Below are 25,397 nucleotides of genomic sequence, written 5' to 3' on the forward strand. Positions count from 1 at the left end.
TTCCGTGCACATGCTGCTCGTCGAGGACGACGACCGCATGGCCCAGGCCCTCGCCACCGCGCTCGCCCGGCGCGGCCACACCGTGCGCCGGGTGATCCGCGCCGCGGAGGCGCTGCGGCACGCCCGGGAGGCCGAGTTCGTCCTGCTCGACCTCGGGCTCCCGGACCTCGACGGCCTCGACCTGCTGCGCAAGCTCCGCACCGTGTGCGCTCTGCCGCTGATCGTGGTCACCGCGCGCAGCGAGGAGCGGGACGTCCTCCAGGCGCTGCGGGCCGGGGCCGACGACTACGTGGTCAAGCCGTTCCGGATGGCCGAACTCATCGCGCGGATCGACACGGTGCGCCGCCGCACCGGCTCCGCCCCCGAACCGGGCGGCGGCGAGCGGCAGGTGCGCACCGGCGACGTGGCGATCGACCCGGCCGCCCGCACGGTGACCGTCGACGGCTCGCCCGTCCGGCTCACCCGCCGGGAGTTCGACGTCCTCGCGCTGCTCGCCGAGCAGCCCGGCGACGTCCGCTCCCGCGAGGAGATCCTCGACCGGATCTGGGGCGACGCCTTCCTCGCCTCCTCGCGCTCGCTGGACGTGCACGTGGCCGGCATCCGTGCGAAGACCGGCCGACCCGCCCTGGTCCGCACCATCCGCGGGTACGGCTACCAGCTCGGCGCCCTGGACGGCCCGTGAGGCGCCGCCTGCTGGCCGTGCTCACCGCGCTCATCGGCGCCGCCGTGCTGCTGCTCGCCCTGCCGCTGGCCGACTCCTACGCCCGCGGCCGCACCGAACACCTGCTGCTGCAGCGCCGGGCCGACGGCGTCCGGTTCGCCGAACTCGCCGACCGGATCCGCACCGACGCCGACCGCCGTGAGCTCGACGCCGAACTCTCCCGCTACGCCGAGCTCTACGGCGCCGCCGTGACCGTGGTCGACACCGCCGGCCGCACCGTCGGCCTGGCCGGCCCGGCCCCGAGCGGGACGGCCGCCCAACGGGCCCGGGACCGCGCTCTCACCGGTCGCTCCACCGAGGAACTGCCCACCGTCCGCCCCTGGGGGCCGGACACCGTGGTGCTGGCCGAACCCGTCGGCCAGGACGAACGGGTGGGCGGTGCGGTCCTGTTGACCGTCCCCACCGGTGCCGCGCGCCACGACGTGCTGGTCCGCTGGGCGCTGATCGCCGCCGGGGCCGTCACCTCCTTCGGCGCGGCGGCGCTGGTCGCGGCCGGGATCGCCCGCTGGCTGCTGCGGCCCGTCCACGAACTCGACCGCGCCGTCGCCACGGTGGCCGGGGGGCGCTTCGAACTGCGCGTCGCCTCCGACACCGGACCGCCCGAACTGCGGCGGCTGCGAAGGAACTTCGACGGTATGGCGCAGGCCGTCGCCGAATCGCTGCGCCGCCGGCGGGACTTCGTCGCGGACGCCTCCCACCAGCTGCGCAACCCGCTGGCCACCCTGGTGCTGCAACTGGAGAACGCCGAGCCGCACATCGGGCCGGGCCCCGGGCGGCAGGCGCACGCGCTGGCCCTGGACGAGGCGGACCGGTTGGGTGAACTGCTCGACGGCCTGCTGGCGTTGGCCCGGCTCGAGGCGGCCACCGCGCCGATCGAGGAGCAGGACGTCTCGGCGGCCGTGGCCGGGCGGGTGGCCGCCTGGGAGCCGGTGTTCGAGGCGGGCGGCCTGGAGCTGACGGCCGACGTCGCGCCCGGACTGAGGGCCCTCGGACTCCCGGACGCCACCGGGCGGATCCTGGACGCGCTGCTGGACAACGCGAGCAAGTTCGTCCCGGAGGGGGAGCGCGTTCGGGTGGCGGCCACGGCCGCGCCCGAGGGCGGTGCAGTGGTCCGGGTCACCGACACCGGACCCGGCGTCCCGGCGAGCCGACTGCCCCTGCTGGTGGGCCGGTTCGCCCGGGCGCCGGAGCACCAGAACGTCCCCGGCACCGGCCTCGGTCTGGCCATCGCGGACGAACTGGCCCGCGCCTGCGGTGGATCGCTGACCGTGGGCGCGACCAGCCCGCACGGACTGACCGTGGAGTTCCGGCTGCCCTGACGTCCTACTCGTGGGCGCTGATCTCGCCGCCGGCGCCGAACACGATGTGGACGCCGTTGGCGTCGAGGCCGTCGTTCTGGCCGTTCGCCTCGACCGTGCCGAGGATCTGGCCGTCGTGGACGAGCTTGGCGACGTGGTGCTGGTCACCGAGCTGCTGGATCTCGACCTTGCTGCCGTCCGCGAGGGCCTGGCTCCTGGACCCCTTGCCGGTGCGCGCCGGCGCGGTGTGCACACCGATTCACCCGTAGACCGAGCGGTAGTAGGCCGCCGCCCCCGGGTGGAGCGGCACGGCTCCGGTGGAGACGGCGAACCGGGGCTCCAGCCGGGCGCCCGCCGTCACGGACCGCAGCAGGGTGGCCCACCGGTCGAAGAGGATGCCGAGCAGCTGCCGGACGGCGTCCTCGGGCACGCCCGGCCGGGCGGTCAGGTAGTTGCCGACGCCGAGGGTGGCGACCGGGCCGGCGAGGCCGTACGCGCCGGCGGGCAGGGTGACCCCGGTGTAGACCGGCCCGTAGCGCTCGCGCAGCTGCGCGGCGACGGCGTCCAGCGGTACGAACCGCAGTGGCAGTTCCCGGGCGAGCGCGGACACGGCTGACGTCGGCACCCCACCGGACCAGAACACCGCGTCCAGCGCACCGGACCGCAGCGCGGCCAGCGAGTCGGCCAGTCCGAGCGAATGCTGCCGCACGCCGATCCCCGCCTGTCGCAGCAGCCGTGCGGCGGTCACCTGGAGCCCGGAGCCCACCGCGCCGGTCGCCACCGGACGGCCCGCCAGGTCGGCGAGTTCGCGCACCGGGCCGTCGGCCGGGGCCAGCAGGTGCAGGTAGTTGACGTACACGCGGGCCAGCGCCGTCACGCCGAGCGAGTGGTCGAAGGTGTCGTGGCCCAGCACCGCGTCCTCGGCGACGTCCGCCGTGGTGAGGGCGAGGTCCACCGAGCCGTCGGCGAGTTGCTGGAGGTTGTCCACGCTGGCCGCGCTGCTCACCGGGGTGAGGGTCAGCCGCCCGCTCGCCGTCACGGTCTCGGTGAAGGAGCGCCCGAAGGCGTTGTACGGACCGCCCTCGGGCCCGGTCGCCAGCCGCAGCGAGCGCGCGGGCCCTTCACCGGCCGAGCAGCCGGCCGAGCACCCGGCGGTGACGGCGGCCGCCAGGGCCGCGGCCAGCACGGTACGGCGGCGCGGGGCGGTGGTGGCGGGCATGGTGGGAGGGTAGCCCGCCCCGGGGCCTCGGTTGAACGCGGACACCGCCGGGTTCTCGGAGGGAGGACCCGGCGGTGTCGGTGAGCTGACCGCCAGCGCGTCAGGCGCGGCGGCCGCGCTTGCGGCGGGCGAGGAGGACCGCACCGCCGCCGAGCGCCAGCAGCGCGACGGCCGCGGCCGCGATCGGCCCGGTGTTGGAGTTGGCGCCGGTCTCGGCCAGCGGCGGGCCGGAGACGCTGCTGGTGGCCCCGGCGACGGTGGTGCTGCCGTCGGTAGAGGTCGCCGAGCCGGCCGGGGTGGTGGAGGAGCCGCCGGTGGGCTGGCCGGTGGGCTGGCCGCTCGGGGTGTCACCGCCGACCGGCTGGCCGGTGGTCGGGTCGAGGATCAGCGTGGCCGACTGCGGGTTCTTGAAGTCGAACATGCCCTCGATGGAGCCGGCGTGCTCGTCGAAGGAGTAGTCGCCGATCCGGCCGGTCTTCCAGTTGTCCTCGACGAAGCGCAGGATCGAGGTCTGGTCGGTCTGGGTGTGGTCGACGAAGTTGGCCTTGGCGTACGGCGAGGCGACCAGCAGCGGCAGGCGCGGGCCGAAGCCGCAGCGGTCGGCGTAGCCGCCCGAGCCGGCGTCCTTGCCGCACTGGCCGGGGCCGCTCAGGCTGTCGTTGGCCGCGTCCTTGGAGCCGTTGACCGGCTCGGCGAACTTGTGGTCGTACCAGCCGTCCGAGTCGTCGTAGGCGATGACGACGGCGGTGGAGGCCCAGTCCTTGGACTTCTGCAGCTTGTTCAGGGTGTCGACGACGAAGTGCTGCTCGTCCAGCGGGTCGGAGTAACCGGCGTGGCCGTCCTGGTAGTTGGCGGCCTTGAGGTAGCTGACGGCCGGCAGGTTGCCGTGCTGGAGGGCGGCGTCGAAGTCGGTCAGGTCGTACTGGTGGTTGGCCTGGCCGTCGTGGCCGATCTCGTCCACGGTCTTGGGCGCGAGGTGCTGCGGGTTCGCCGTGGACTTGTAGTACTGGAACGGCTCGTGGTGCGGGTTGTAGTCGGTCTGGGTGGCGCCGACGATGTTCTTGTGGGCGGACTCGCAGACCGCCTTGCCGTCCTTGGTACCGGTCGGCTTGAAGCCGCCCTGGAACCAGCCCCAGCTGACGCCCTTGTCGTTGAGCAGGTCGCCGACGTTCTTGCCGGTCATGACCAGGTGGTTGTGCTTGGGGTCGGAGCAGTCGTCGTAGCCCGGGTCGGGGTCGTTGATGACGGTGCCGATGCCCTTGGCGTCCGGGGAGGCGACCACGTAGGCGTCGGTGGTCTGCTGACCGGTCTTCGGGTCGATCGGGTAGCCGCCGTGCAGCTGGCCGGAGACCAGGTTGATCGCGCCGGGGGTGGAGGGACCGTAGTTGGTGCCGAAGGAGTTGTCGCTCATCGCGAAGCGCTGGGCGTAGTTCCAGTAGCCGGTGACGGTGTTGCCGTCGTAGTAGTCCATCACCAGGCCGGGCGCGGTGTACATCGGGGCCTTGCAGCTCTCGATGTCGGTGTGCTCGACGAACTTGTCCATCTTGCCGCCGTCGAAGGCGAGCTGCTCGTCCTTGTAGGTGTGGTCCTGGTCGCAGGTGACGGCCTGCGCCGGGCCCAGACGCTGCGGGTTGTTGCGGTTCGGGTTCTTGTGCAGCAGGTCGTCGCTGAGGCCGTCCACCTTCGGGGTGCCCGGCTTGGCGGTGAACTTCACCTTGTCGTCGGCGGTGTTGGCCGCGTTCGGGTAGGTGCCGAAGTAGTGGTCGAAGGAGACGTTCTCCTGGAATATCACCACCAGGTGCTTGATCGGGGTGGCGGTCTGCGGACCGTCGGCCGCGAAGGCCGCGGGAGCGCCGCCGAAGGCGGTCAGCGAGGCCGCGCCGATCAGGCCGGCACCGTAGCGGAGCCACCTGTTACGGGTGGGGACTGCGTGCATGGTCGGTTCCTCGGACGTCATCATCAGGTGTGTCAGAAGTGGGGGCCGTGACGCGCGTAGCTTTCGCGGCGCGGCGGCTAGACGCTAGAGCGTAGCGGTGAACACGGTTGACGGGTCCATGTGAACGCGAGGTAAATCGACGAAGTGCGGAACCCTGCGTCAGGGCTTCCACTCGGCAGACAAGTCTGATGAATGTCTCTCGAATCCGATGAATACGGGACAGGTTTCGGCGCTTTCCGGCCAGGAATGTCGCTTACATCCCGGCCGGGACCGCCATCGGCCCCCGCTCGAAACCGTGGTCGAAGTCACGGAACATCTCACCTGGCCGGCCGCGAACAGCCGGGGGCGGGCACCCCGTTCGGTGCCCGCCCCCGCCCCCGGCGCCGGGGCCGGTCAGGACGCGGCGGCCTCCGCCTGGATGCCCTGGAGGGCGGCCACCAGGGAGTCGACGTCCTGCACGGTGTTGTACAGGGCCAGCGAGGCCCGGGCCGCCGCCTGCAACCCGTAGGCGGCGAGGGCGGGTTGGGCGCAGTGGTGGCCGGCCCGGATGGCGATGCCCTGCTGGTCGAGCGCCCCGGCCAGGGCGATCGGGTCCGTCCCGGCGAGCAGGAAGGTGAGCACCCCGATCTTGCCCGGCGCCTCGCCGATCAGCCGGAGCCCGGGTACGGTCCGCAGCGCGGCGGTGGCGTACGCGGTGAGCTGCTCCTCGTGCGCGGTGGCGGCCCGGCGGTCCAGCCCGGACAGGTACCGCAGGGCCGCCCGCAGCCCGGCCACCCCGCCGATGTGGCCGGTACCGGCCTCCAGGCGGTGCGGGACGGGGGCGTAGCTGGTCTCGTCGAAGCTCACCGAGTCGATCATGTTGCCGCCGCCCTGCCACGGGGGCATGGCCTCCAGCAGTTCCCGCTTGCCGTACAGCGCGCCGATTCCGGTCGGGCCGAAGACCTTGTGCCCGGAGAAGGCGTAGAAGTCGGCGTCCAGGGCGGTGACGTCCACCGGGAAGTGGGCGACCGCCTGGGCGCCGTCGACCAGCACCTTGGCGCCGTAGCGGTGGGCGAGCGCGGTCATCTCGGCCACCGGCGGGACGGTTCCCAGCACGTTGGACGCATGGGTGAGCGCCACCAGCTTGGTCCGGAAGCCGAGCAGGTCCCGGTAGGCGTCCTGGTCCAACTGCCCGTCCGGGAGCAGCGGGACGGGGACGATCCGGGCCCGGCGCTCCTTGGCGATCAGCTGCCAGGGCACCAGGTTGGAGTGGTGTTCGGCGGCGGAGACCAGGATCTCGTCGCCGACGCCGAGGTTGGCCCGCCCCCAGGTCTGGGCGACCAGGTTGACGGCCTCGGTGGTGCCCCGGACGAAGACGATCTCGTCCGGGTCCGGGGCGCCGAGCACCTTGGCGGCCTCGGCGCGGCCCTCCTCGTAGATCTGGGTGGCCTGCTTGGCGAGGGCGTGCGCGCCGCGGTGGACGTTGGAGGTGCCCGAGGCGTAGTGCTCGCCGACCGCCTCGACCACCTGGCGGGGCTTGAGGGTGGTGGCGCCGTTGTCCAGCCAGACCAGCGGGCGGCCGTTGACCTCGCGGTGCAGCTGGGGGAAGTCGCGGCGGACGGCCTCGACGTCGAAGCAGCCGGTGGGTGCGGCGGTGGGTGCGGCGGTGGGCGTGGGCCTGCGGTCGGCCTGGGCCGGCAGCCAGTAGCGGCCGCCGCCGGCGGCGTGGGCGAGGGCCTCGGGCAGGGGGTTCGGGGGAGTGGCGGCGCCGCGGCCCGGGAGGGTGGTCGCGGTCGAGAGGCCGCCCGGGGCGCCGCTGATCCCGGTGCCGCGCCCGAATCCGTCAGGAGTAGTCATGGTAGTTGGACACCTCGACGTTCTGGAGCACCGCGATGGCGTCGTCCACGAGGGCGGCGGTCGAGAAGTAGCTGGTCACCAGGTAGGAGGTGATGGCCTGCCGGTCGACGCCCATCGCGCGCACCGCCAGGCCGGGCTCGACCTCGTCCGGGACCTTGGACGGCCGCAGGCCGACGACGCCCTGCCGCTCCTCGCCGACGCGCATCAGCAGGATGTTGGTGGTGCCGGGCGCCGAATTCGCCGAGCCGTTGAGGTCCAGCTTGTCGGAGGGCAGCAGCGGCACGCCGCGCCAGGTGATGAACGGGCTGCCGAACAGCTCGACGACCTGCGGCGGTACCCCGCGCCGGGTGCACTCGCGGCCGAACGCGGCGATCGCCCGGGGGTGGGCCAGGAAGAAGGCGGGCTGCTTCCAGACCCGGGTGAGCAGTTCGTCCAGGTCGTCCGGGGTGGGCGCGCCGCCGCGGGTGCGCACCCGCTGGGTCGGCACGACGTTGTTGAGCAGGCCGTACTCGGCGTGGTTGAGCATCTCCCACTCCTGGCGCTCGCGCAACGCCTCGACGGTCAGCCGGAGTTGGGCGTCGACCTGGTCGATGTCGGAGTTGTAGATGTCCGCGACGCGGGTGTGCACCTTGAGGACGGTCTGGGCGATGCTCAGCTCGTACTCGCGCGGGCGCTCGTCGTAGTCGACGAAGGTCTCCGGCAGGTACGGCTCGCCGGTGTGGCCCGATTGGAGATCGATCGGGTGCTCGGGGTCGGTCGGGGCCGGCCCGGCCGTGAACTCGTCCAGCTGGGCGCGCAACGAGGGCTCCCGGTCCGCGAGTTCGGCCAGCATCCCGCGGTCCAGCGAGAGCACGGTGCAGGCGGAGACGGCCTTCACCCGGTACGGCATGGCGGTGCCGGAGGCCCAGGCGGGGGCGTCGAAGAAGTCGCCCTCGCCGAGCACGGCCAGCAGGGCGTCGTCGCCGTAGGTGCCGGTGGCACGCTTCTCGGCCCGGCCGAAGGCGATGATGTGCAGCTGGTCGGCCGGGGCGTCGGCGTCGACGATCAGCTCGCCGGGCGCGACCTCGCGCTCGGTGAACCCGGCCGCGAGCGCGGAGAGCACCGGGCCGTCGACCTGGCTGAGGAAGGCCAGTTCGCGCAGGTCCTCGGCGATGACCCGGGTGGCGCCGCCGCCGTCGACGTACGTGCTGACCAGCCCGTCGCCGAGGATGAAGCCCCGGCGGCGGTTGACCCGGTAGACGCCCGCCTCCAGGTCCACCCAGGGCAGCGCCCGCAGCAGGTACCGGGGGGTGATCCCGAGCATCTGCGGGACGGTCTTGGTGGTGGTGGCGAGGTTCCGGGCGGCGGAGGTGCTGAGGCTCTGCCGGCCCTGCTGGTTCTGCGGAACGGTCTCGGTGGTCACGACTGGTCCCCTCTCCGGTACTGACAACCGACGTGTCGTCAGATCGACCCGGAGAATGTTGCCGGTGGACGGCGGCCGGTGTGACCAGGTTTCAGGTCGCCGGACAGCGGACAGACCCTGCGCGAATTCGGGGTGCGAGGTTGCCAAACTCCCTCGATCGGGTGGCTTTGGCATAAGCGTCGGCGATGGTTCGCAAAACCGGACTTGGGAGCACGGGGGGCGAGTTGGGGCGCACGCCCGACGCCCCCGTGTGCCCGTCGTGGACGGGCACGCGGGGGCGTCGGGGCCCGGTCACCGCGACGGTGCGGCGGGCAGCGCCCGCAGCCGGCTGACCGGGGAGACGAGCAGCCCGACCACCACGGCGGCGGAGCCGACCGCCGCGACGACCAGCGCACCCCGGCCGCCGAGTCGACCGGTGAGCAGCCCGGCGGCGAGGCCGCCCAGCGATCCGCCGCCGAACAGCAGGGTCCGGAAGGCCGCCGTCATCCGCCCCATCATCGACTGGGGCGTCACGGCCTGGCGCAGGCTGACGATGATCACCCCCGCCACGCCGAGGCCGAGGTAGGTGGTGAAGAAGGACAGCACGAACATCCCGATCATCACCGGCCGCGGCCCCGCAGCGGCGGGGATCAGGCCCGGGCCGAGCAGCAGCGCCGACTGGCCGACCAGGTAGACCCGGCCGAGCGGGAAGCGGGCGATCACCCGCCGTGCGATCAGCGCGCCGATCAGTCCGCCGACGGAGGCCGTCGAGAAGACCGCGCCGATCGTCCCGTCGCCGAGGCGGAGGTCGTGGTGGCCGTAGAGCAGGAACATCGTCCACACGGTGATCATCGAGAAGTTGCAGCAGAAGCCGATCAGCGCGAGCGAGCGCAACACCCGGTCCCGCATCACCCAGCCCATGCCGTCCTTGAGTTCGCGCCACAGGCGCCGCTCGGCGGCCGGTGCCGGGGCGGGCTCCGTGGTGCGGATCGACAGCAGCGAGAGCAAGGACACCGCGTAGGAGCAGGCGTCGACGAGCACGGCCACCGGCGCGCCGACCGCCGACACCAGGACGCCGCCCAACCCGGGCCCGGCGACGTCGGCGGCGGAGGAACTGGTGCCCATCCTGGCACTGGCCTCGACGTAGTGCTCGGGGCTCTTCACCAGCACCGGCACGTAGGACATCCAGCTGACGTCGAACACCACCGAGGCGATGCCGACCGTGCAGGCGATCACCATCAGCACGGGCAGGTCGAGCGCGTGCCACCAGTAGAGCAGCGGCACCATGGCCAGCAGGATCAGCCGGACCAGGTTGGCGCCGAGCATGACCGGCCGCCGCCGGTGCCGGTCCGCCCACACGCCGATGACCAGGGCGAGCCCGAGGTAGGGGACGAGCTGGAGGAAGCGCAGCAGTCCGACCTGTTCGTCGGTCGCGCCGAAGGCGCCGATGGCGGTGAGCGGAAGGGCGAGGTTGGTGACCTGGGTGCCGAGCAGCGAGACCGTCTCGCCGACCCAGAACCGGAGGAAGTCGTGGTTGTGCCACAGGCTCTGCCGCGCGGGTTCGGTGTTCGGCGGGGCGGAGACCTGGGTCGTCCCGGTCATCGGGCGCTCCTCGCCAGCTCGGCCACCGTGCCGGCCACCGCGTCGACCTCGTCCTCGGTGTTGTAGTAGTGCGGCGACAGCCGCAGGCACCACTCCACCTCCTTGTCGGCGAAGTCGAACTGCGCGAACTCCCGGTAACTGAGGGCGGAGTTGATGCCGCGCGCGTCCATCGCCGCCTTGAACGGCGCGGCCTGCCAGCCCTCGATGGTGAAGGTGACCAGGGCGGCCGGCGCGGGCCCGCCGTCGAGCGTGCGGACGCGGGGGACGGCGGCCAGCCGCTCGCGCAGCCGGCCGGCCAGCGCGGGGGTGCGCCGAGCCACCGGTTCCAGGCCGACCCGCAGCGCGTAGCGGACGGCGGCGGCGCAGCCGAGGACGGTGGCGTACGGGAACTCCCACTCCTCGAACCGGGCCGCCGTGCCGACCGGCCGGTAGTAGCCGGGGGCGACCCAGCGCGCGCCGTGCATGTCGATGTGGAGCGGCTCGTACCCGGCCGCCAGCACCCGGTCGGAGACGTAGAGGAAGCCCGAACCGCGCGGGCCGCGGAGGAACTTGCGGCAGGTCGCGGTGAGCAGGTCGCAGCCGATCGTCTCGACGTCGATCGGGTACTGGCCGACCGACTGGCAGGCGTCGACCAGGTACAGCAGGTCGAGTTCCCGGCAGTGCCGGCCGATCTCGGCGACCGGCTGGACCAGCCCGGAGTTGGTGGGCACGTGGGTCACGGCCACCAGGCGCGGCCGGTGGGCGCGCATCAGCGCGGCCATGGCCTCGACGTCGACGCCGCTGCCGTCGGGGTGGTCGGGGGCGTGCACGATCCGGACGCCGTGGCGCCGGCGCAGGGACAGGAAGGCGATCTGGTTGGACACGAAGTCGTTGCGGGTGGTCAGGACGACGTCCCCGGGCCGGAAGTCGATCGCGGACAGGGCCTTGGCGTAGGCGTGGGTCGCGCTCGCGGCGAAGGCGAGGTTGCCGGGGCGGGTACCGAGGAGCTCGGCGAGCGCGGCGTAGAAGTCGGCGACCTCGGCGGCGCGGGCGGCGGCGGCCTCGTAGCCGCCGATGCCCGCCTCCAGGCGCAGGTGGTCGAGCACCGTCTCCAGGACCGGACGGGCCATCAGTCCGGCGCCGGCGTTGTTGAAGTGGATCACCGCCTCGCAGCCGGGGGTGTCGGCCCGGAGGGCGGCGAGGTCCAGGAGCGGTTCCCGGCTGAGATCCAGAACCCGTTCCTGGCCGGCGTTCAGGAGCGGTTCCGGACTGGAGGCGAAAGCGCTATTCTTGTTCTTCATGTCTGACGGTAGCAGTATCGAGACCCTGGTGGCGATCCTCCGGACGGAGATCGCCCGCCTCTCCCCGGGCGACCGCCTGCCCAGCAGTCGGGACCTGATCACCCGTCACGGCGTCGGGCCGGTCACCGTCTCCCGGGCGATCGCCCTGCTCGCCGCCGAGGGCGCGGTGGTGACCCGGCCCGGGAGCGGCACCTACGTCGCGGCCCGCCGCCCGCCCGCCGGCGGCGGCGAACCGGACACCTCCTGGCAGGCGGTGGCGCTGGCCGGGCGCCCGTTCGCCCCCGAGGCGCCCGACGAGCAGTCCGGCACGGTGCCGGTCGGCACCATCCCGCTGTCCGGGGGCTACCCGCACGAGAGCCTCCAGCCCACCCGGCTGCTCGGCGGCGCCCTGGCCAGGGCCGCCCGCCGCCCGGACGCCTGGCACCGCGCCCCGGCGGCAGGTCTGACCACGCTGCGGACGATCTTCGCCCGGCAGGCGGGCGGTGAGGTCGGTCCCGACGACGTGCTGGTCACCGGGGGAGGGCAGGGCGCGCTGTCACTGCTGTTCCGCGCCGTCGCGGCGCCCGGCAGCCCGATCCTGGTCGAGTCACCCACCTACGGCGGCGCGCTCGCCGCCGCGCGCTCCGCCGGACTGCACCCGGTGCCCGTGCCGATGGACGACCAGGGTCTGCGCCCCGACCTGCTCGCCGAGGCCTTCGCCATGACCGGCGCGCGCCTGCTCTACTGCCAGCCCACCTTCCACAACCCGACCGGGACGGTCCTCTCCGGCGAACGGCGCCGCCAGATCGTCGACGTGGCCCGCGCCGCGGGGGCGTTCCTGATCGAGGACGACTTCGCCCGCCACCTCGGCCACGGCCGGCCGGTGCCCCGGCCGCTGGTCGCCGACGACCGGGACGGCACCGTCGTCCACCTCACCTCGCTGACCAAGCCCGCCTCGCCCAGCCTGCGGATCGGCGCGCTGATCGCCCGCGGCCCGGTGATGCGGCGGCTGCTCGGGATGCGGCGGGTGGACGACTTCTTCATCGCCCGCCCGCTCCAGGAGGCCGCGGTCGAACTGCTCAGCACCCCGGCCTGGGACCGGCACCTGCGCGCCCTGTCCGCCGCCCTGCATCAGCGCTGCGCCGTGCTGGCCGACGCCCTGGCGCGGGAGGTGCCGGACTGGACGCTGCACCGGGTGCCGGCGGGCGGCCTGCACCTGTGGGTCAGGCTGCCGGCCGGGTGCACCGAGGAGGCCGTCGCGGAGGCGGCCCGGGCGCACCGGGTGGCCGTCAACCTCGGCCACCACCACTTCCCGGCTGAGCCGCCGGCCGCCCACCTGCGGCTCGGCTTCGCCGCCGCGGCCGAACCCGCCGAACTCGTCGAGGCGGCGGCCCGCCTGCGAGCCGTGGCCGCCCAGGCGTAACCGGCGCGACGGCGCAACAGCGTAGCGGCCCCGGCGGCTCGCGGCTCAGGCGTAGATCGCGATCCGGGGCTCGATCGTGCCCCGGGCGGGCGCGTGGAGCACGGTCAGCCGGTAGTTCTCGGTGAGCGTGTGGTGGCTGTGCAGGACGATCTTCGCCGGGATCAGCTGGGTGTAGAGCGTGCCGGTCTGGCTGCCGAGCGGCAGGGTGTGCCAGCGGCCGTCGCGCCCCAGCTGTTCGAGCCGGACGTCCGAGGGGCTGAGGAACGGGCCCTGCTGCGGCGACTCGACCAGGATCTGCGGGGCGATCGTCTGGTCCGTCGGTGTGTCGTTGCGGTACATGAAGGTGATCCGGTGCGGTGCTCGGTCGGTCGGCAGCGCGGTGTCGGGCAGGTCCACGAAGCGCACCGGCGCCGCGGCGGCGGCCGAAGCGGTCGGGGGCGCGGAGGCCGCCTGCGCGGGCGCCGTCAGCACCGCGATCGGCAGGGCGGTGAGGACGGCGACGGTCAGCACCAGAGCCCGACGGGGGATCGTCCTGAGCGGCATGGCGCCTCCTTGGGTCGAGGGGCGGCAGCTCCGAGGAGCGGCCGCCTGCCGGACGGTGCCCGCCGGGTCAGGACGGTCGCCGGCCGGGCGGTTCGTACCCCTCCACCCTGCACGCGCCCGGCGGATGGCGCATCCGCCGGGCGCGTCGCCCCGGGCGACGGTCACACCGGGTGACCGAACCCGTGCGTCAGCGCAGCGGACGGCAGAGCAGCGCGTCGGGCACGCCGTACTCCAGCCAGCGCCAGGTGTCGGCCACCCCGGCCACGTACTCGTCGTCCGCGCACTGGCCCTTGTAGGTACCGGGCGCCCAGTCGCTCGCGACGGAGCCGCCGGCGGCGGGCCGGTTGTCGCCGTGGTCGAACCAGACCGTGCGGCCGCCGGCGGGCAGGGCGGTGGCGGCCGGGGCGCAGAGCAGCGCGGACATCGCGTTGTTGTGCACGCTGTAGCCCACGGCGAAGGTGTTGTCGGGGCACTGGAGCTTGTCGTAGCCGGACGCCCAGTCGCCGCCGGTGACGTAGCGCTGGTCGGTGACGGTCACCCAGTCGCCGGCGCCCACGGCGGGCCCGGCGGTGTCGGTGCACAGGCCGCGGCTGCTGCTGCGGCCGAGGCCGGCCAGGCGCTGGCCGTCCGGGCAGTCGCCCTTGCGGTTGCCGGGGCTCCAGTCGGGCCGGGCCAGCATGCGGCTGGAGACGTTCTGGTCCGCGTGGTCGAGGTCGAGCATGTTCCAGCGGGCGACCGGTGCGACCTGTCCGGTGTACGAGGGGGCGTTGACCAGCTTGTTCCAGTCGGCGGCGCGCCAGTCGCCGGGGTCGTTCAGGCCGAGCCGGCGGCCGGCGGTGTCGTAGGAGAGCAGCGCCCAGTTGTCGTTGGGGACACCGTTGTTCTGCCAGCCGACCAGCGGCCAGACGGCGAAGTCGGTGTCGTTGGAGGCCAGGATGTCGGTGAAGCGTTCGAACCAGGCCTGCTCCTTGGCGTCGGTCGAGCCGCGGCCGGCGGCGCCGAACTCACTGACCCAGACCGGGGCGGTGAAGTGCTGCCCGGACCGGGTGACGAACAGGGCCTCCTGGTTCACCACCTGGGCGAGCTGCTCGGGGGTGAAGTCCTCGTAGCGCGGGTCGCTGGTGGAGCCGGGGCCGCTGCCCGCGCCGGTGTTGGCCGGGCCGGTGTAGGCGTAGAAGTGGGCGGCGTAGACCAGTTTGTCGGACCGGATCAGGGTGTTGGACAGGGTGGCCACCGGGGTGAGCATCGGACGGCCGTGGGAGAACCCGGCGGCGGGGATGCCGTACCAGTTGATGCCCTCCATGATGACCAGCAGGTCGGGGTCGGCCTGGAGGATCCGGTTTCCGGCCTCCTCGAAGGCCGCGTACTCGTCGTGGCCGTCGCCCAGGCCCCAGTTGGGGTCGTCCCAGGTGTCCCGGCGCACCTCGTTGCGCAGGTCCGCGCCGACGACCCGCTTGTCGGCCTTGTAGCGGTTCACCATGAACACCCAGTCGTCCTCCCACTGTTGGGTGCTCTGGCCGCTGTTCCAGCGCTCGTTGCCGTCGAGGCCGCAGCAGAAGCGGTAGCTGGTGGTGTGGTTGTTGAGGACGACCGCGAACCCGTCGGCGGCGAGCGCGGCCACGACGGCGTCGTAGACCTGCAGCGGGGTCTTGCCCCTGAGCTGCGGATTGGCGGCGACGGCGGCGTCCGGGACGGCGGCGGTGTCGTGGATCAGCGCGTTGGCGAACGGCAGCCGGACGGCGTTCAGGCCCAGGCCGTGGAAGCCCGCCAGGATCTGGTCGATCGGCGCCCGGTCCAGGCCGAGCGGGATGTCGTAGGAGACCTGGCCGGCCTGGTTGTGCGCCGGGTCGGTGGTCGAGCCGCTGCCCTCCCAAGTGCCCTGGGCGCCTGCCCAGTTGCCGGCCCTGAGCTTGAACCGGTCGCCGTTGGCGTCGACCACGTACCGCCCCCGGGTGCTCAGCGGACCGGTCCAGGAGGCGGCGAGCCGGTCGCCGCTCTGCACGGGCGAGGCAGGCGCGGCGGGTGCGGCGCTCGGTGCGGCCTGTGCGGCCTGTGCGGGCGGGGCGGTGCTGATGAGGGCGGCCAGCAGGGCCGCCACCGCGAGCACGGCTCGGCGAGCCGGGCGGATGGATATCACGGATCTCTCCAGGACGGGAGTCACGGGGCAGGGGTTGTCGACGGTACGTCAAAGACACTGTTCAGGACGAGACCTTCCACCGTCCGAACCCCTTATGACAACAGCATTGACGTGCAACGGCGCCGCCGGTTTCATGGCTCGCACTTCCCCACCCCACCCCCACACCCCCACGAGCAAGGCGGTGATCCGTTGGCACCGACGGTCAAGGACGACACGGGCAGCGGTCCGAGAACGGGCGCCGGCCACGACGCCATGCACAAGTCCATCGGCCTGCTGGACGGCGCGGCGATCGCCGCCTCCAGCACGGCCGCCACCAGCAGCATCGGCATCGGCCTGGGCCTGATGGCCGGCGTCGTCGGCCTCCACCTGCCCGCGATCATGCTGCTAGCCTTCCTCCCCGTGCTCGCCATCGCCGGCGGCTACGGGCGGCTGAACGCCGTCGAACCGGACGCCGGCAGCAGCTACCGCTGGGTCGGCCGTACGCTCAGTCCCTGGCTGGGCTTCCTCACCGGCTGGGTGAACACCGTCGGCACGGTGGTCTTCATGGCCTACACCACCACCGTCACCGGCTCGGCGGTCATCCAACTCCTCGACCAGGCGCACCTGCGCAGCGTCGCGGGCCTGCGGCTCGACCCGGACTCGACCGTCCAGTGCACCCTGCTCGGCCTCGTCGTCCTGATCGCCGCCGCCCTGGTCGCCGTCCGCGGACTCGACCTCGCCGCCCGGCTGCAGAAGGCGCTGCTGGTCTTCGAGTACGCCGTGCTGCTGGGCTTCTGCGGCTACGGCCTGTTCGCGGGCGACCAGCAGTTCTCGCTCCAGTGGTTCAACCCGTTCGACCTCCCCTCCTTCGACGCCGTCGCCCAGGGCATGGTGCTGGCGGTGTTCTGCTACTGGGGCTTCGAATCGGTCTTCAGCGTCGGCGAGGAGGTGCGCGAACCGCGCGACGCCTCCCGGGCCGGCTTCCTCGCCCTGGTGGTGATGATGCTGCTCTTCCTGCTGGCCGGCACCGCCTTCCAACGGGTGCTGCCACTCGACGAGCTGGCCGACAACGGCGCCCACGGCCTGACCTACTTCGGCGAGAAGCTGGCCCACCAGCCGCTGGCCGCACTGCCGCTGATCGCGCTGACCTTCTCCGCCGTGGCCTCGCTGCAGTCCTCGGTGATACCGACGGCGCGCGGGATGTACGCGATGGGCCGCGACGGGGTGCTCGGCGGCGTCTGGACCAGGCTGCACCCCCGGCACGCCACCCCCGCCGTCGGCACCCTGCTGATCACCGGCATCGCCGTCGCCCTCGCGCTGGTCTCCGTGGTCATCCCCACCGTCAACGACCTGATCTCGGCCGCCGTCAACGCGATCGGCGTCATCGTCGCCCTCTACTACGCCCTCACCGCCGTCGCGTCCGCCGTCCGCTTCCGCTACCTGCTGCGCACCGCGCCGCTGGAGGGCCTGCGCGCCGTGCTCGGCCCGCTGCTCGGCGCGGCGGTGCTGCTCGCCGTCGGCGGCTACCTGGCCTGGACCTTCTACGACTCCACCGACCACTTCGAACTGTCAGCCGACAACGGCTGGTTCGAGCTGACCGTGGTGGTGCTGATGATCGTCACCGGCCTCCCCTCGGCGGCCTGGGCCCGCTGGCGGCGCCGCTCGCCGTACTTCCTCGACCCGACCTCCTAGGGCCTGTCCGGCGGATCTTGCCGCGCGCTGATCCGACAAGATCCGCCGGACAGGCCCTGGCCCACCACCCGCCACGAGTACCACCGAGAACGGAGCACCACCCATGGCCAAGGCCGATCTGGTCCTCACCCGCGGCCCCGTCCACACCGGCGACGCCGCCCGCACCCGGGCGAGCAGCCTGGCCGTGACCGGCGGGCGGATCACCGCCGTCGGGCACGACGAGGTCCGGGAGCTGATCGGGCCGAACACCGAGGTCGTGGACCTCGCCGGCAAGTTGCTGCTGCCGGGCTTCCAGGACGCCCACATCCACGCGGTCTTCGGCGGCGTCGAGTCCGCCGCCTGTGACCTCACCGGCACCGTCGGGGTCGCGGAGTACCTGGAGCGGATCCGCGCCTACGCCGAGGCCCACCCGGACCGGGAGTGGATCACCGGCAGCGGCTGGTCCCTGGAGAGCTTCGAAGGCGGCCTGCCGACCCGGCAGTTGCTCGACTCCGTCGTCCCGGACCGCCCGGTCCACCTGACCAACCGCGACCACCACGGCGCCTGGGCCAACACCCGGGCCCTGGAACTGGCCGGCCTCACCCGCGACACCCCGGACCCGGCCGACGGCAGGATCGAACGCGAGGCCGACGGCACCCCGGCCGGCATGCTCCAGGAGGGAGCCACCGCGCTGGTCGCCCGGCTGGTGCCGCCGGCCACCGCCGCCGAGCGGCTGACGGGCCTGCTGCGCGCCCAGCGGCTGCTCCACTCGCTCGGCATCACCGGCTGGCAGGACGCGCTGCTCGGGGAGTTCAACGGCCAGCCGGACCCGTCCGACGCCTACCTGGCCGCCGCCCGATCCGGGGCGCTGACCGCCCGGGTGACCGGCGCGCTCTGGTGGGACCGCGACCGGGGCGCCGAACAGATCCCCGAACTCGTCGAGCGGAGGGCGGAGTTGAGCCACGGACGGTTCCGGGCCGGCTCGGTGAAGATCATGCAGGACGGCATCGCGGAGAACTTCACCGCCGCGATGACCAGCCCGTACCTGGACGGCTGCGGCTGCCTGACGGCCAACTCCGGACTCAGCTTCGTGGATCCGGCCGCACTGTGCGGCTACGTCACCGAACTCGACGCGCTCGACTTCCAGGTGCACTTCCACGCCCTCGGCGACCGGGCCGTCCGCGAGGCACTGGACGCCGTCGAGGCCGCCCGGGCGAAGAACGGCCGGCGCGCCACGCGGCACCACCTCGCCCACCTCCAGGTGGTCCACCCCGACGACCTCCACCGCTTCGCCCGGCTCGGCGCGGTCGCCAACATCCAGCCGCTGTGGGCCGCGCACGAGCCGCAGATGGACGAGCTGACCATCCCCTTCCTCGGCCCCGAGCGCGCCGCCCGGCAGTACCCGTTCGGCGCGCTCCAGCGGGCGGGCGCCACCCTGGCGGCCGGCAGCGACTGGCCGGTGAGCAGCCCGGACCCACTGGCCGGTCTGCACGTGGCGGTCAACCGGATGGAGCCGGGAGCCGTCGACGGCCGGGTCTTCCTGCCCGAGCAGCGCCTCGACCTGGCCTCCGCCCTCGCCGCCTACACGGCTGGCTCGGCCCATGTGAACGGCCACGACGACGCCGGCACCCTGGCGGTCGGACAGCTCGCCGACCTGGTGGTGCTCGACCGGGACATTCTCACCGGCCCCCCGACGGAGATCGCCGACGCCCGGGTGGAGCGGACCTACGTCGGGGGTGAACTGGTGTACGTGGCGGAGTGATCCCGCACGGCCCGGCTCAGCGCAGTGCCGCGAGCCGGGCCCCGGCGGCGTCGATCAGCAGGTCGAGCGCGTACGGGTACCCGCTGCTCCGCATGTCGGCGGTGAGCAGGTGCGCGGTGGCGGCGATGTGGGGGTGGGTGGTGGCGTCGAGCCGGGCGTAGGAGGACTGCCAGACCCGCAGGTCGGCGGTGGCGGCGGCGGCCGGGAGGGCGAGGGCCGCGGCGTCGAGGGCCGCGAAGCCGAGGCTCTGGTCGACGAAGGCGTGGTAGATCCGCACCGCCTCCTGGTCCGGGAAGCCGGCCGTGCGCAGCACCGAGAGGATCGCCTCGACGGCGGCGGTCTCGTGGGTGCGGCCGGTGGTGCGGTGGGCCGCGAGCACGGCGGCCTGGGGGTGGGCCAGGTAGGCGGAGTGGATCCTCAGGCCGATGGCGCGCAGGTCGGCGCGCCAGTCGCCGGTGGCCCGCCAGTCGGCCTGGGCGAGGCCGATGAGCTCGTCGGCGATGGCCAGCAGCAGGTCGTCCGTGCTGTGGAAGTAGCGGTAGACGGCGCTGGGGTCGGCCCCGAGCGCGGCGCCGAGCCGGCGGACGGTGAGGGCCTCGGCGCCGTGCTGTTCGATCAGCCGCAGCGCGGTGTCGATGATCAGCTCCTGGGAGAGCACCACGCCCTGCTTGGTGGGTCTACGGCGGCGGCGCCGGGGCTCGGGGACTACGCGTTCGCTCATGGCCGGCAGGCTATGTCAACGGCGTTGACGGATGACAGGGGTCGGTCGGCGGATTCTCGGGAGCGGCGGGCCGGGGCGTCCTCCGCCCCCGGACGAAGGGTGCCGCCGGGGCCGGAGGTTGGAATGAATCGTGGACGGTTCTGTGCGAGCCGTGTCGAAAATCTGGGACCTTCGTAGTGGTGTTCGAGGTCGCGTCACTCTCCGCGGTCGGGTGTCCTTGTCGACAAGGCGCTTGTTCCGTCTCGGGAAAGGCGCCAAGGGCCGGATCCGTGCTGGTGGGGCCGGTCGCGCCGTGAGCCGTCGTGGAGGGGCGGCGTCATGAAGACGTCTGACGGATCATCAAAGTTCCATGTTTTGCCACTCGGTTGGATGAATTCCCTTTAAGCTCACGTTAATCATGGCGGTTTCAGGCCACGCTGAGGACTCTTCGGATAGTCGGGCCATGAGGCCATTCAGACGATGAGAGCAGGGATGAAGACAACGAATGAACTGATGAACGGCGCCGCGCGCGGGCCGTCCCGGTCACGGCCGGGCCGGCCAGGCCGCCGGGCCGTCGCCCGCGTCGCCGCGCTCGCCATCGCCGTCGGCGGCAGTTCGCTGGCGGCTGTCCCGACGGCGGTCTCGCAGACCGGCGACGGGACGGTCACCGTCAAGGTGATCCGGGCCGTGGACAACACCGGCACGTACACGCCGGCGCTGGAACCGGGCATGGCGGGCGTCAAGGTGACGCTCACCGACGACGCCGGTGTCTCGATCGACGGGACCACGGCGGCGGACGGCACGGTGACGCTGTCGCCCGCGACCGGGAAGACGAGCGGCGGCAAGTACCGGGTCCAGGTGGTGAACCCGAAGCCGGGCGTGCTCTTCCCGGCCTTCGCCTCCCGCCAGGGCCTGGACGGCGCGCCCAACCAGCTCAGCTCCAACGAGGAGTTCGTCGACCTCGGCGGAGGCAAGAACGTCTCCTACACCACCGGGCTGTGGAACCCGGCGGACTACTGCCAGAAGAACGCGCCGCTGGCGACCGCCTGTCAGACGCCCACCTACCAGGGCGGGAACCAGCGCACGCTGGTCACCTTCCCGTACGACAAGCGCGGCCAGGAGGGCCCCGGCAACGCGGCGACGAACATCGCCACCGACGCCGAGACCGGCACGATCTTCGGCCTCGCCTGGAACAAGGCGGACAAGCGGCTGTTCTCCGCGGCGACGGCCAAGCGCACCACCGACTACGGCCCCGGCGGCTCCGGCGGGATCTACGTCACCGACCTGAGCGACCCGGCGAAGAGGAAGACGACCGTCTTCACCACCGTCCCGGACGCGGGCAGCACCGCGCACGGGCCGGGGACGGACGACGCCTTCCTCGACGTGCCCGGGAAGCAGAGCCTCGGCGGCATCAAGGTCACCGACGACGGCAAGGACCTGTTCGTCGTCAACCTGAACGACCGCAAGCTCTACCGCTACGACGCCACCCAGCCGACGGCCTCGGCGGCCAAGGCGTCCTACCCGATCCCGGACCCGGGCTGCCCGTCGACCGCGGACTGGCGGCCGTACGGGCTCGGCATGCAGGACGGCTCCGGCTTCCTCGGCGGGGTCTGCTCCGGCGAGTCCACCGGCAAGCTCACGGACGTGCGCGCCGTGGTCATGCCGTTCGACCTCGGTACCGGGGCGTTCGGCAAGCCGGTGCTGGACCAGCCGCTGGACTACCCGCGGCAGTCCACCGTCGGCGGCGGCCCGTGCGACGGGGCGGGCTGGTTCCCCTGGACCAGCACCTTCCCGGGCTCGCAGAACGGCCGGCCGTGCGGCAACTCCACCATCGCGTTCCCCGAACCGGAGCTCGGCGAGATCCTGTTCGAGACCGACGGCTCGATGCTGCTGGCCTTCAAGGACCGCTTCGCGGACCGCGGACCGGGCGCCCCGGCGCCCAACTCGGCCACGGTGATGTCCGGCGGCGACCTGAACAAGGCCTGCCCGTCGAACGGCATGTACGTGATGGACGTCAACCTCGGCTGCGACAAGACCGTCCGCGGCGCCCGGTTCTTCTCCACCGGCTGGGACGAGGTCGGCCACCACAACACGGTGTTCGCGGGCATCGCGCTCTCCAAGGTCGAGAGCACCGTCGCGGCCTCCGCCTTCGACCCGGACCACACCGCGGTCGGCTACGGCACGTCGTTCATGGAGCGCAAGGACGGCGCGCACGACCCGAAGTTCGGCCTGCGGCTCACCCCGGCCAACACCGGCTCGCCGTTCGGCAAGGGCGCCGCGATGGGTGACCTGGAAGTGCTCTGCGACCAGGCACCGCTGCAGATCGGCAACCGGGTCTGGTACGACCCCGAGCGCAAGGGCATCCAGAACCCGGGCCAGCTCCCGGTGAAGGGCGCCACCGTCAACCTGTACGACGAGTCGGGCAAGGTGGTCGGCACCACGAAGACGACGGCGCGCGGCGAGTACTACTTCGACGACAGCAACGTCACCGGCGGCCTCAAGCCGCACACCAAGTACACCATCCGCATCGACAACCCCGCCGACTACGCCAAGGGCGGCCCGCTGTACCACTGGGTGCCCACGGACCACGACGTCGGCGACAACCGCTTCATCGACTCCAAGGGCATCGTCCCGGCCGGCACCAAGTTCCCCGAACGGGCGCTGACCACCGGCGGACCGGGCGAGAACGACCACACCTTCGACTTCGGCTACCGCCAGCAGGAGGGCGCGCTGAAGCTGGTCAAGCACGACCAGGACGGCAAGCCGCTGGCCGGTGCCAAGTTCCAGCTGTGGCACGAGACCAACGGCACCGACGGTCTGCAGACCACGGGGACGAAGCCGGACACGCCCGTCGGTGACCCCTGCACGACCGGCGACGACGGCATCTGCCGGGGCAACGGCGTGCCCGGCACGTACTACTGGCAGGAGTTGAGCCCGCCCGACGGCTACTCGGCGCCGGACACCACGGTCTTCGGACCGCTGGTGCTCACCGCCGACAACCTGGAGGACGGGGTCAGCGTCACGGCCGTCAACAAGCTGATCCCCACCCCGACGCCGACCGCGTCGTCGACGCCCACCCCGACGCCGACGACTCCGCCGACGTCACCGCCGAGCACGCCGGCCCCACCGGCGCCCGCTCCCGGCGGCGAACTGCCGCACACCGGTGCGAGCAGCGGGCTGCCGCTGATCGCGACCGGCGCCGCGGCGCTGATCGCCCTCGGCGTGGCACTGTTCGTGCTGGTGCGCCGACGCCGGGCCCAGCACCGGTAGTCGGTCCCCCCGCTCCGGCGGGGTGACACCCGGATCGGGCGGGTTCGCGGTCCTTCGTGGTCCGCGAACCCGCCCGACTCCTGTGTACGACGTGAAGAAGAGATCGGAGTGGACAACCGGATGGCCCGGAAGACGAGGACCAGCCCCCGGCCGCCCAGGCGCCGGCGGACCCGCTGGCTCACGGCGCTGATCGCGACCGCGGTGTGCGCCGCCGTGGCGGGCGGCGTCGCCGCGTACCGGAGCGTCTCCGACGACGCCTCCGAACGGCCGGTCACCACCGAGGAGGCGGGCCGGCTGGCGCTGTCCCGGCTCAACCTCTACCAGGCCAGCCCGGTGGGGGTGGTGCTCACCGCCGACGAGGGCGGGGGAGTGCGGATCCGGGTCGAGGGCGTCGTGGACTACCGCACCCACCGCGGTGTGGGCCGCTACCGGAGCACCGGCGCGAGCGGCCCGCTCGACCACGGCCTGGTGGTCTGGGACACCGACGGCCTGGGTCTGGCCCCCGAACCCGCGGGCGACCAGGGGCCGCCCTGGCAGCAGGCCGAACACATCCCCCGCTCCGGCTGGTCGCCGCGCTCGTACACCGCCGACCCGCTGGACGCGGGCCTCCAACTGCTCACCCAGGTCGGCGCGGACCGCCCCGACAACCCGCTGCTGCTCGCCCAGTCCGGCGCCCGCTGGCTCGGCCGGGACCGGATCGACGGCCGCGGCTACGACCGCTTCGCCGGCCCGCGCGCCCAGGGCGCCGCACCGGACGGAAAGACCTCGCCGCTGACGTACTGGGTGGACGGCGACGCCAACCTGCGCCGGGTCACCATGCGGATCGCGGGCCTGGGCACGCCGACCATCGTGGACTTCTCCGGCCGCAACGCCGACGCCAAGCTCCCCGAAGCACCCTGGCTCACCGGCTGACGGCGCTCACCGGCGACGGCGCTCACCGGCTGACGGCCGGTCATCCGGGCGCAGCGGCCGACGCGGGGTGAGGTCGGCTCAGCGGCCGCGGGCGATCGCCAGACCGGCCGCCCGCCCCGAGAAGATGCAGCCGCCCAGGAAGGTGCCCTCCAGCGCGTTGTACCCGTGCACGCCCCCGCCGCCGAAGCCGGCCACCTCCCCGGCCGCGTAGAGGCCGGGCACCGGGGCGCCGTCACCGCCGATCACCCGGGAGTCCAGGTCGGTCTGCAGGCCGCCGAGGGTCTTCCGGGAGAGGATGTTGAGCCGTACGCCGATCAGCGGTCCGTGCGCCGGGTCGAGGATCCGGTGCGGCCTGGCGACCCGGGCGATCCGGTCGGTCAGCGAGCGGCGGGCGTTGTGGATCGCCATCACCTGGGCGTCCTTGCTGAACGGGTTGGCCAGTTCGCGGTCGCGGGCGACGATCTGCCGCTCGATGTCGGCGGCGTCGAGCTTCGGGCCGCGGGCGATCCCGTTCATGGCGGCGACCAGCTCGGGCAGGGTCCGGGCGACGACGAAGTCCTCGCCGTGCCGCTTGAACCGCTCGACCGGGCCGGGGGCGCCCTTGGCCAGCCTGCTCCTCACCGCGAACTTCAGGTCCCGGCCGGTCAGATCGGGGTTCTGCTCCGAACCGGAGAGGGCGAACTCCTTCTCGATGATCGACTGGGTCAGCACGAACCACGAGTAGTCGTGTCCGGTGGCCAGGATCTGCTTCATCGCGCCGATCGAGTCGGCGCCCGGCACGCCGGACATCCCGGTCAGTCGGCGCCCGTCGGCGTCGAACCACATGGAGGACGGGCCGGGCAGGATCCGGATGGCGTGGTCCGGCCAGACCGGATCCCAGTTGTGGACGCCCTCCGTGTACGCCCACATCCGGTCGCGGTTGACCACCCGGCCGCCGGCCCGCTCGGTGATCGCCAGCATCCGGCCGTCGACGTGGGCGGGGACGCCGGAGATCAGGTGCTCGGGGGCCGGACCGATCCGTTCCACCGGCCAGTTCGCCCGCATCAGCGCGTGGTTGTGTCCGATGCCGCCGGAGGTCACCACGACCGCCGCCGCCCGCTCCTCGAACGAACCGGCCACCTCGCGCGAGGACTTGACGCCGCGGTCGGAGTCGTCCGGCGCCAGCACCGCGCCCCGGACGCCGACCACGGCGCCGTTCCCGGTCAACAGCTCGTCCACCCGCTGCCGGAACGCGAAGCGCACCAGCCCGGCGCGCTCCGCCCGCAGCACCGGGCGCAGGAACGCGTCCACCACGCCGGGCCCGGTGCCCCAGGTGATGTGGAAGCGCGGCACCGAGTTGCCGTGCCCGGTGGCCGAACCGGCGCCCCGCTCCGCCCACCCCACCAGCGGCACCACCCGGTGCCCCAGCTCGCGCAGGTAGCGGCGCTTGCCGCCGGCCGCCCACGCCAGGTACGCCTCGGCCCAGCGCCGCCCCCAGAGGTCCTCGTCGTCGGGCCGGTCGAAGCCCGCCGAGCCGAACCAGTCCTGCCGGGCCAGCTCCAGCGAGTCCTTGATCCCGGCCCGACGCTGCTCCGGGCTGTCCACGAAGAAGAGGCCGCCGAGCGACCAGAACGCCTGGCCGCCCAGGTTCCGCCGGTTCTCCTGCTCGACGACCAGCACCCGCAGGCCGGCCTTCGCCAGCTCGTGCGTCGCCACCAGTCCGGCCAGGCCGGCCCCGACCACGATCACCTCAGGCTGGAACGGCATTC

18 protein-coding genes are annotated in these 25,397 nt (G+C 73.1%); 7 read left to right on the forward strand and 11 right to left on the reverse strand.

Annotated features, from left to right (window positions below; all coding sequences use genetic code 11):
- Positions 1-4: 4 nt before the first annotated feature.
- Complete coding sequence (locus BOQ63_RS38665) at positions 5-682, forward strand: response regulator transcription factor (protein ID WP_030550205.1); 678 nt, start codon at positions 5-7, stop codon at positions 680-682.
- Positions 679-2,040 carry a HAMP domain-containing sensor histidine kinase gene (locus BOQ63_RS38670; RefSeq protein WP_030285004.1) on the forward strand — a complete coding sequence of 454 codons (1,362 nt, stop codon included), beginning with the start codon at positions 679-681 and terminating at the stop codon, positions 2,038-2,040. Before BOQ63_RS38665 ends, BOQ63_RS38670 begins: the two co-directional genes overlap by 4 nt.
- A gap of 4 nt (positions 2,041-2,044) precedes the next feature.
- On the opposite strand, the gene BOQ63_RS38675 is transcribed toward BOQ63_RS38670, so the two are convergent.
- From BOQ63_RS38675 to BOQ63_RS38705, 7 genes are all read right to left on the reverse strand, one after another.
- The gene (locus tag BOQ63_RS38675; RefSeq protein ID WP_030285003.1) at positions 2,045-2,272 is read right to left on the reverse strand and encodes a hypothetical protein; all 228 of its coding nucleotides are present in this window, start codon (positions 2,270-2,272) and stop codon (positions 2,045-2,047) included.
- A gap of 6 nt (positions 2,273-2,278) precedes the next feature.
- The gene (locus BOQ63_RS38680) at positions 2,279-3,238 is read right to left on the reverse strand and encodes a TAXI family TRAP transporter solute-binding subunit (RefSeq protein WP_150476294.1); all 960 of its coding nucleotides are present in this window, start codon (positions 3,236-3,238) and stop codon (positions 2,279-2,281) included.
- Between the two features lie 100 nt (positions 3,239-3,338).
- Positions 3,339-5,174, reverse strand: a complete 1,836-nt coding sequence (locus tag BOQ63_RS38685; protein ID WP_046385830.1) for a phospholipase C — start codon at positions 5,172-5,174, stop codon at positions 3,339-3,341.
- 393 nt (positions 5,175-5,567) lie between these two features.
- Entirely contained in the window at positions 5,568-7,010 is a 1,443-nt protein-coding gene (locus BOQ63_RS38690) for a SufS family cysteine desulfurase (protein WP_030550208.1), read from the reverse strand.
- Positions 6,997-8,412, reverse strand: coding sequence for a family 2B encapsulin nanocompartment shell protein (locus BOQ63_RS38695; RefSeq protein ID WP_072655852.1), 1,416 nt, complete (start codon positions 8,410-8,412; stop codon positions 6,997-6,999). Before BOQ63_RS38695 ends, BOQ63_RS38690 begins: the two co-directional genes overlap by 14 nt.
- Positions 8,413-8,703: 291 nt before the next feature.
- Positions 8,704-9,993 carry an MFS transporter gene (locus tag BOQ63_RS38700; RefSeq protein WP_030284994.1) on the reverse strand — a complete coding sequence of 430 codons (1,290 nt, stop codon included), beginning with the start codon at positions 9,991-9,993 and terminating at the stop codon, positions 8,704-8,706.
- Entirely contained in the window at positions 9,990-11,273 is a 1,284-nt protein-coding gene (locus BOQ63_RS38705; RefSeq protein WP_030284992.1) for an aminotransferase class V-fold PLP-dependent enzyme, read from the reverse strand. Before BOQ63_RS38705 ends, BOQ63_RS38700 begins: the two co-directional genes overlap by 4 nt.
- Here BOQ63_RS38705 and BOQ63_RS38710 point away from each other — a divergent pair.
- A complete protein-coding gene (locus BOQ63_RS38710) occupies positions 11,272-12,675 on the forward strand; it encodes an aminotransferase-like domain-containing protein (protein WP_030284989.1) in 1,404 nt (467 codons plus the stop codon). The two genes, BOQ63_RS38705 and BOQ63_RS38710, sit on opposite strands and share 2 nt — an antisense overlap.
- Positions 12,676-12,720: 45 nt before the next feature.
- Here BOQ63_RS38710 and BOQ63_RS38715 read toward each other — a convergent pair whose 3' ends face one another.
- A complete protein-coding gene (locus tag BOQ63_RS38715; protein ID WP_150476295.1) occupies positions 12,721-13,218 on the reverse strand; it encodes a hypothetical protein in 498 nt (165 codons plus the stop codon).
- Positions 13,219-13,405: 187 nt separating this feature from the next.
- Positions 13,406-15,355, reverse strand: a complete 1,950-nt coding sequence (locus BOQ63_RS38720) for a glycoside hydrolase family 5 protein (protein WP_454131706.1) — start codon at positions 15,353-15,355, stop codon at positions 13,406-13,408.
- A gap of 252 nt (positions 15,356-15,607) precedes the next feature.
- On the opposite strand from BOQ63_RS38720, the gene BOQ63_RS38725 reads away from it, so the two are divergent.
- Both BOQ63_RS38725 and BOQ63_RS38730 read left to right on the forward strand, forming a co-directional pair.
- Positions 15,608-17,026, forward strand: coding sequence for an APC family permease (locus BOQ63_RS38725; protein WP_078867364.1), 1,419 nt, complete (start codon positions 15,608-15,610; stop codon positions 17,024-17,026).
- A 103-nt stretch (positions 17,027-17,129) separates the two neighbouring features.
- On the forward strand, positions 17,130-18,767 hold the full coding sequence (locus BOQ63_RS38730; RefSeq protein ID WP_072655854.1) for an amidohydrolase: 1,638 nt from the start codon (positions 17,130-17,132) through the stop codon (positions 18,765-18,767).
- 16 nt (positions 18,768-18,783) lie between these two features.
- Here the strand turns inward: BOQ63_RS38730 and BOQ63_RS38735 are convergent, their stop codons facing one another.
- Positions 18,784-19,488 carry a TetR/AcrR family transcriptional regulator gene (locus BOQ63_RS38735; protein ID WP_030550219.1) on the reverse strand — a complete coding sequence of 235 codons (705 nt, stop codon included), beginning with the start codon at positions 19,486-19,488 and terminating at the stop codon, positions 18,784-18,786.
- 471 nt (positions 19,489-19,959) lie between these two features.
- Here BOQ63_RS38735 and BOQ63_RS38740 point away from each other — a divergent pair, with 471 nt between their 5' ends.
- Together BOQ63_RS38740 and BOQ63_RS38745 are read left to right on the forward strand one after the other, a co-directional pair.
- Complete coding sequence (locus BOQ63_RS38740) at positions 19,960-22,737, forward strand: SdrD B-like domain-containing protein (protein ID WP_223886167.1); 2,778 nt, start codon at positions 19,960-19,962, stop codon at positions 22,735-22,737.
- 120 nt (positions 22,738-22,857) lie between these two features.
- A complete protein-coding gene (locus BOQ63_RS38745) occupies positions 22,858-23,649 on the forward strand; it encodes a hypothetical protein (RefSeq protein ID WP_030284974.1) in 792 nt (263 codons plus the stop codon).
- 78 nt (positions 23,650-23,727) lie between these two features.
- On the opposite strand, the gene BOQ63_RS38750 is transcribed toward BOQ63_RS38745, so the two are convergent.
- Positions 23,728-25,395 (reverse strand): FAD-binding dehydrogenase, encoded by a 1,668-nt coding sequence (locus BOQ63_RS38750; RefSeq protein WP_030284972.1) that lies wholly within the window; start codon positions 25,393-25,395, stop codon positions 23,728-23,730.
- Between the last annotated feature and the right edge of the window lie 2 nt (positions 25,396-25,397).

This window comes from Streptomyces viridifaciens (genome assembly GCF_001888885.2).
Taxonomy (GTDB): Bacteria; Actinomycetota; Actinomycetes; order Streptomycetales; family Streptomycetaceae; genus Kitasatospora; species Kitasatospora aureofaciens.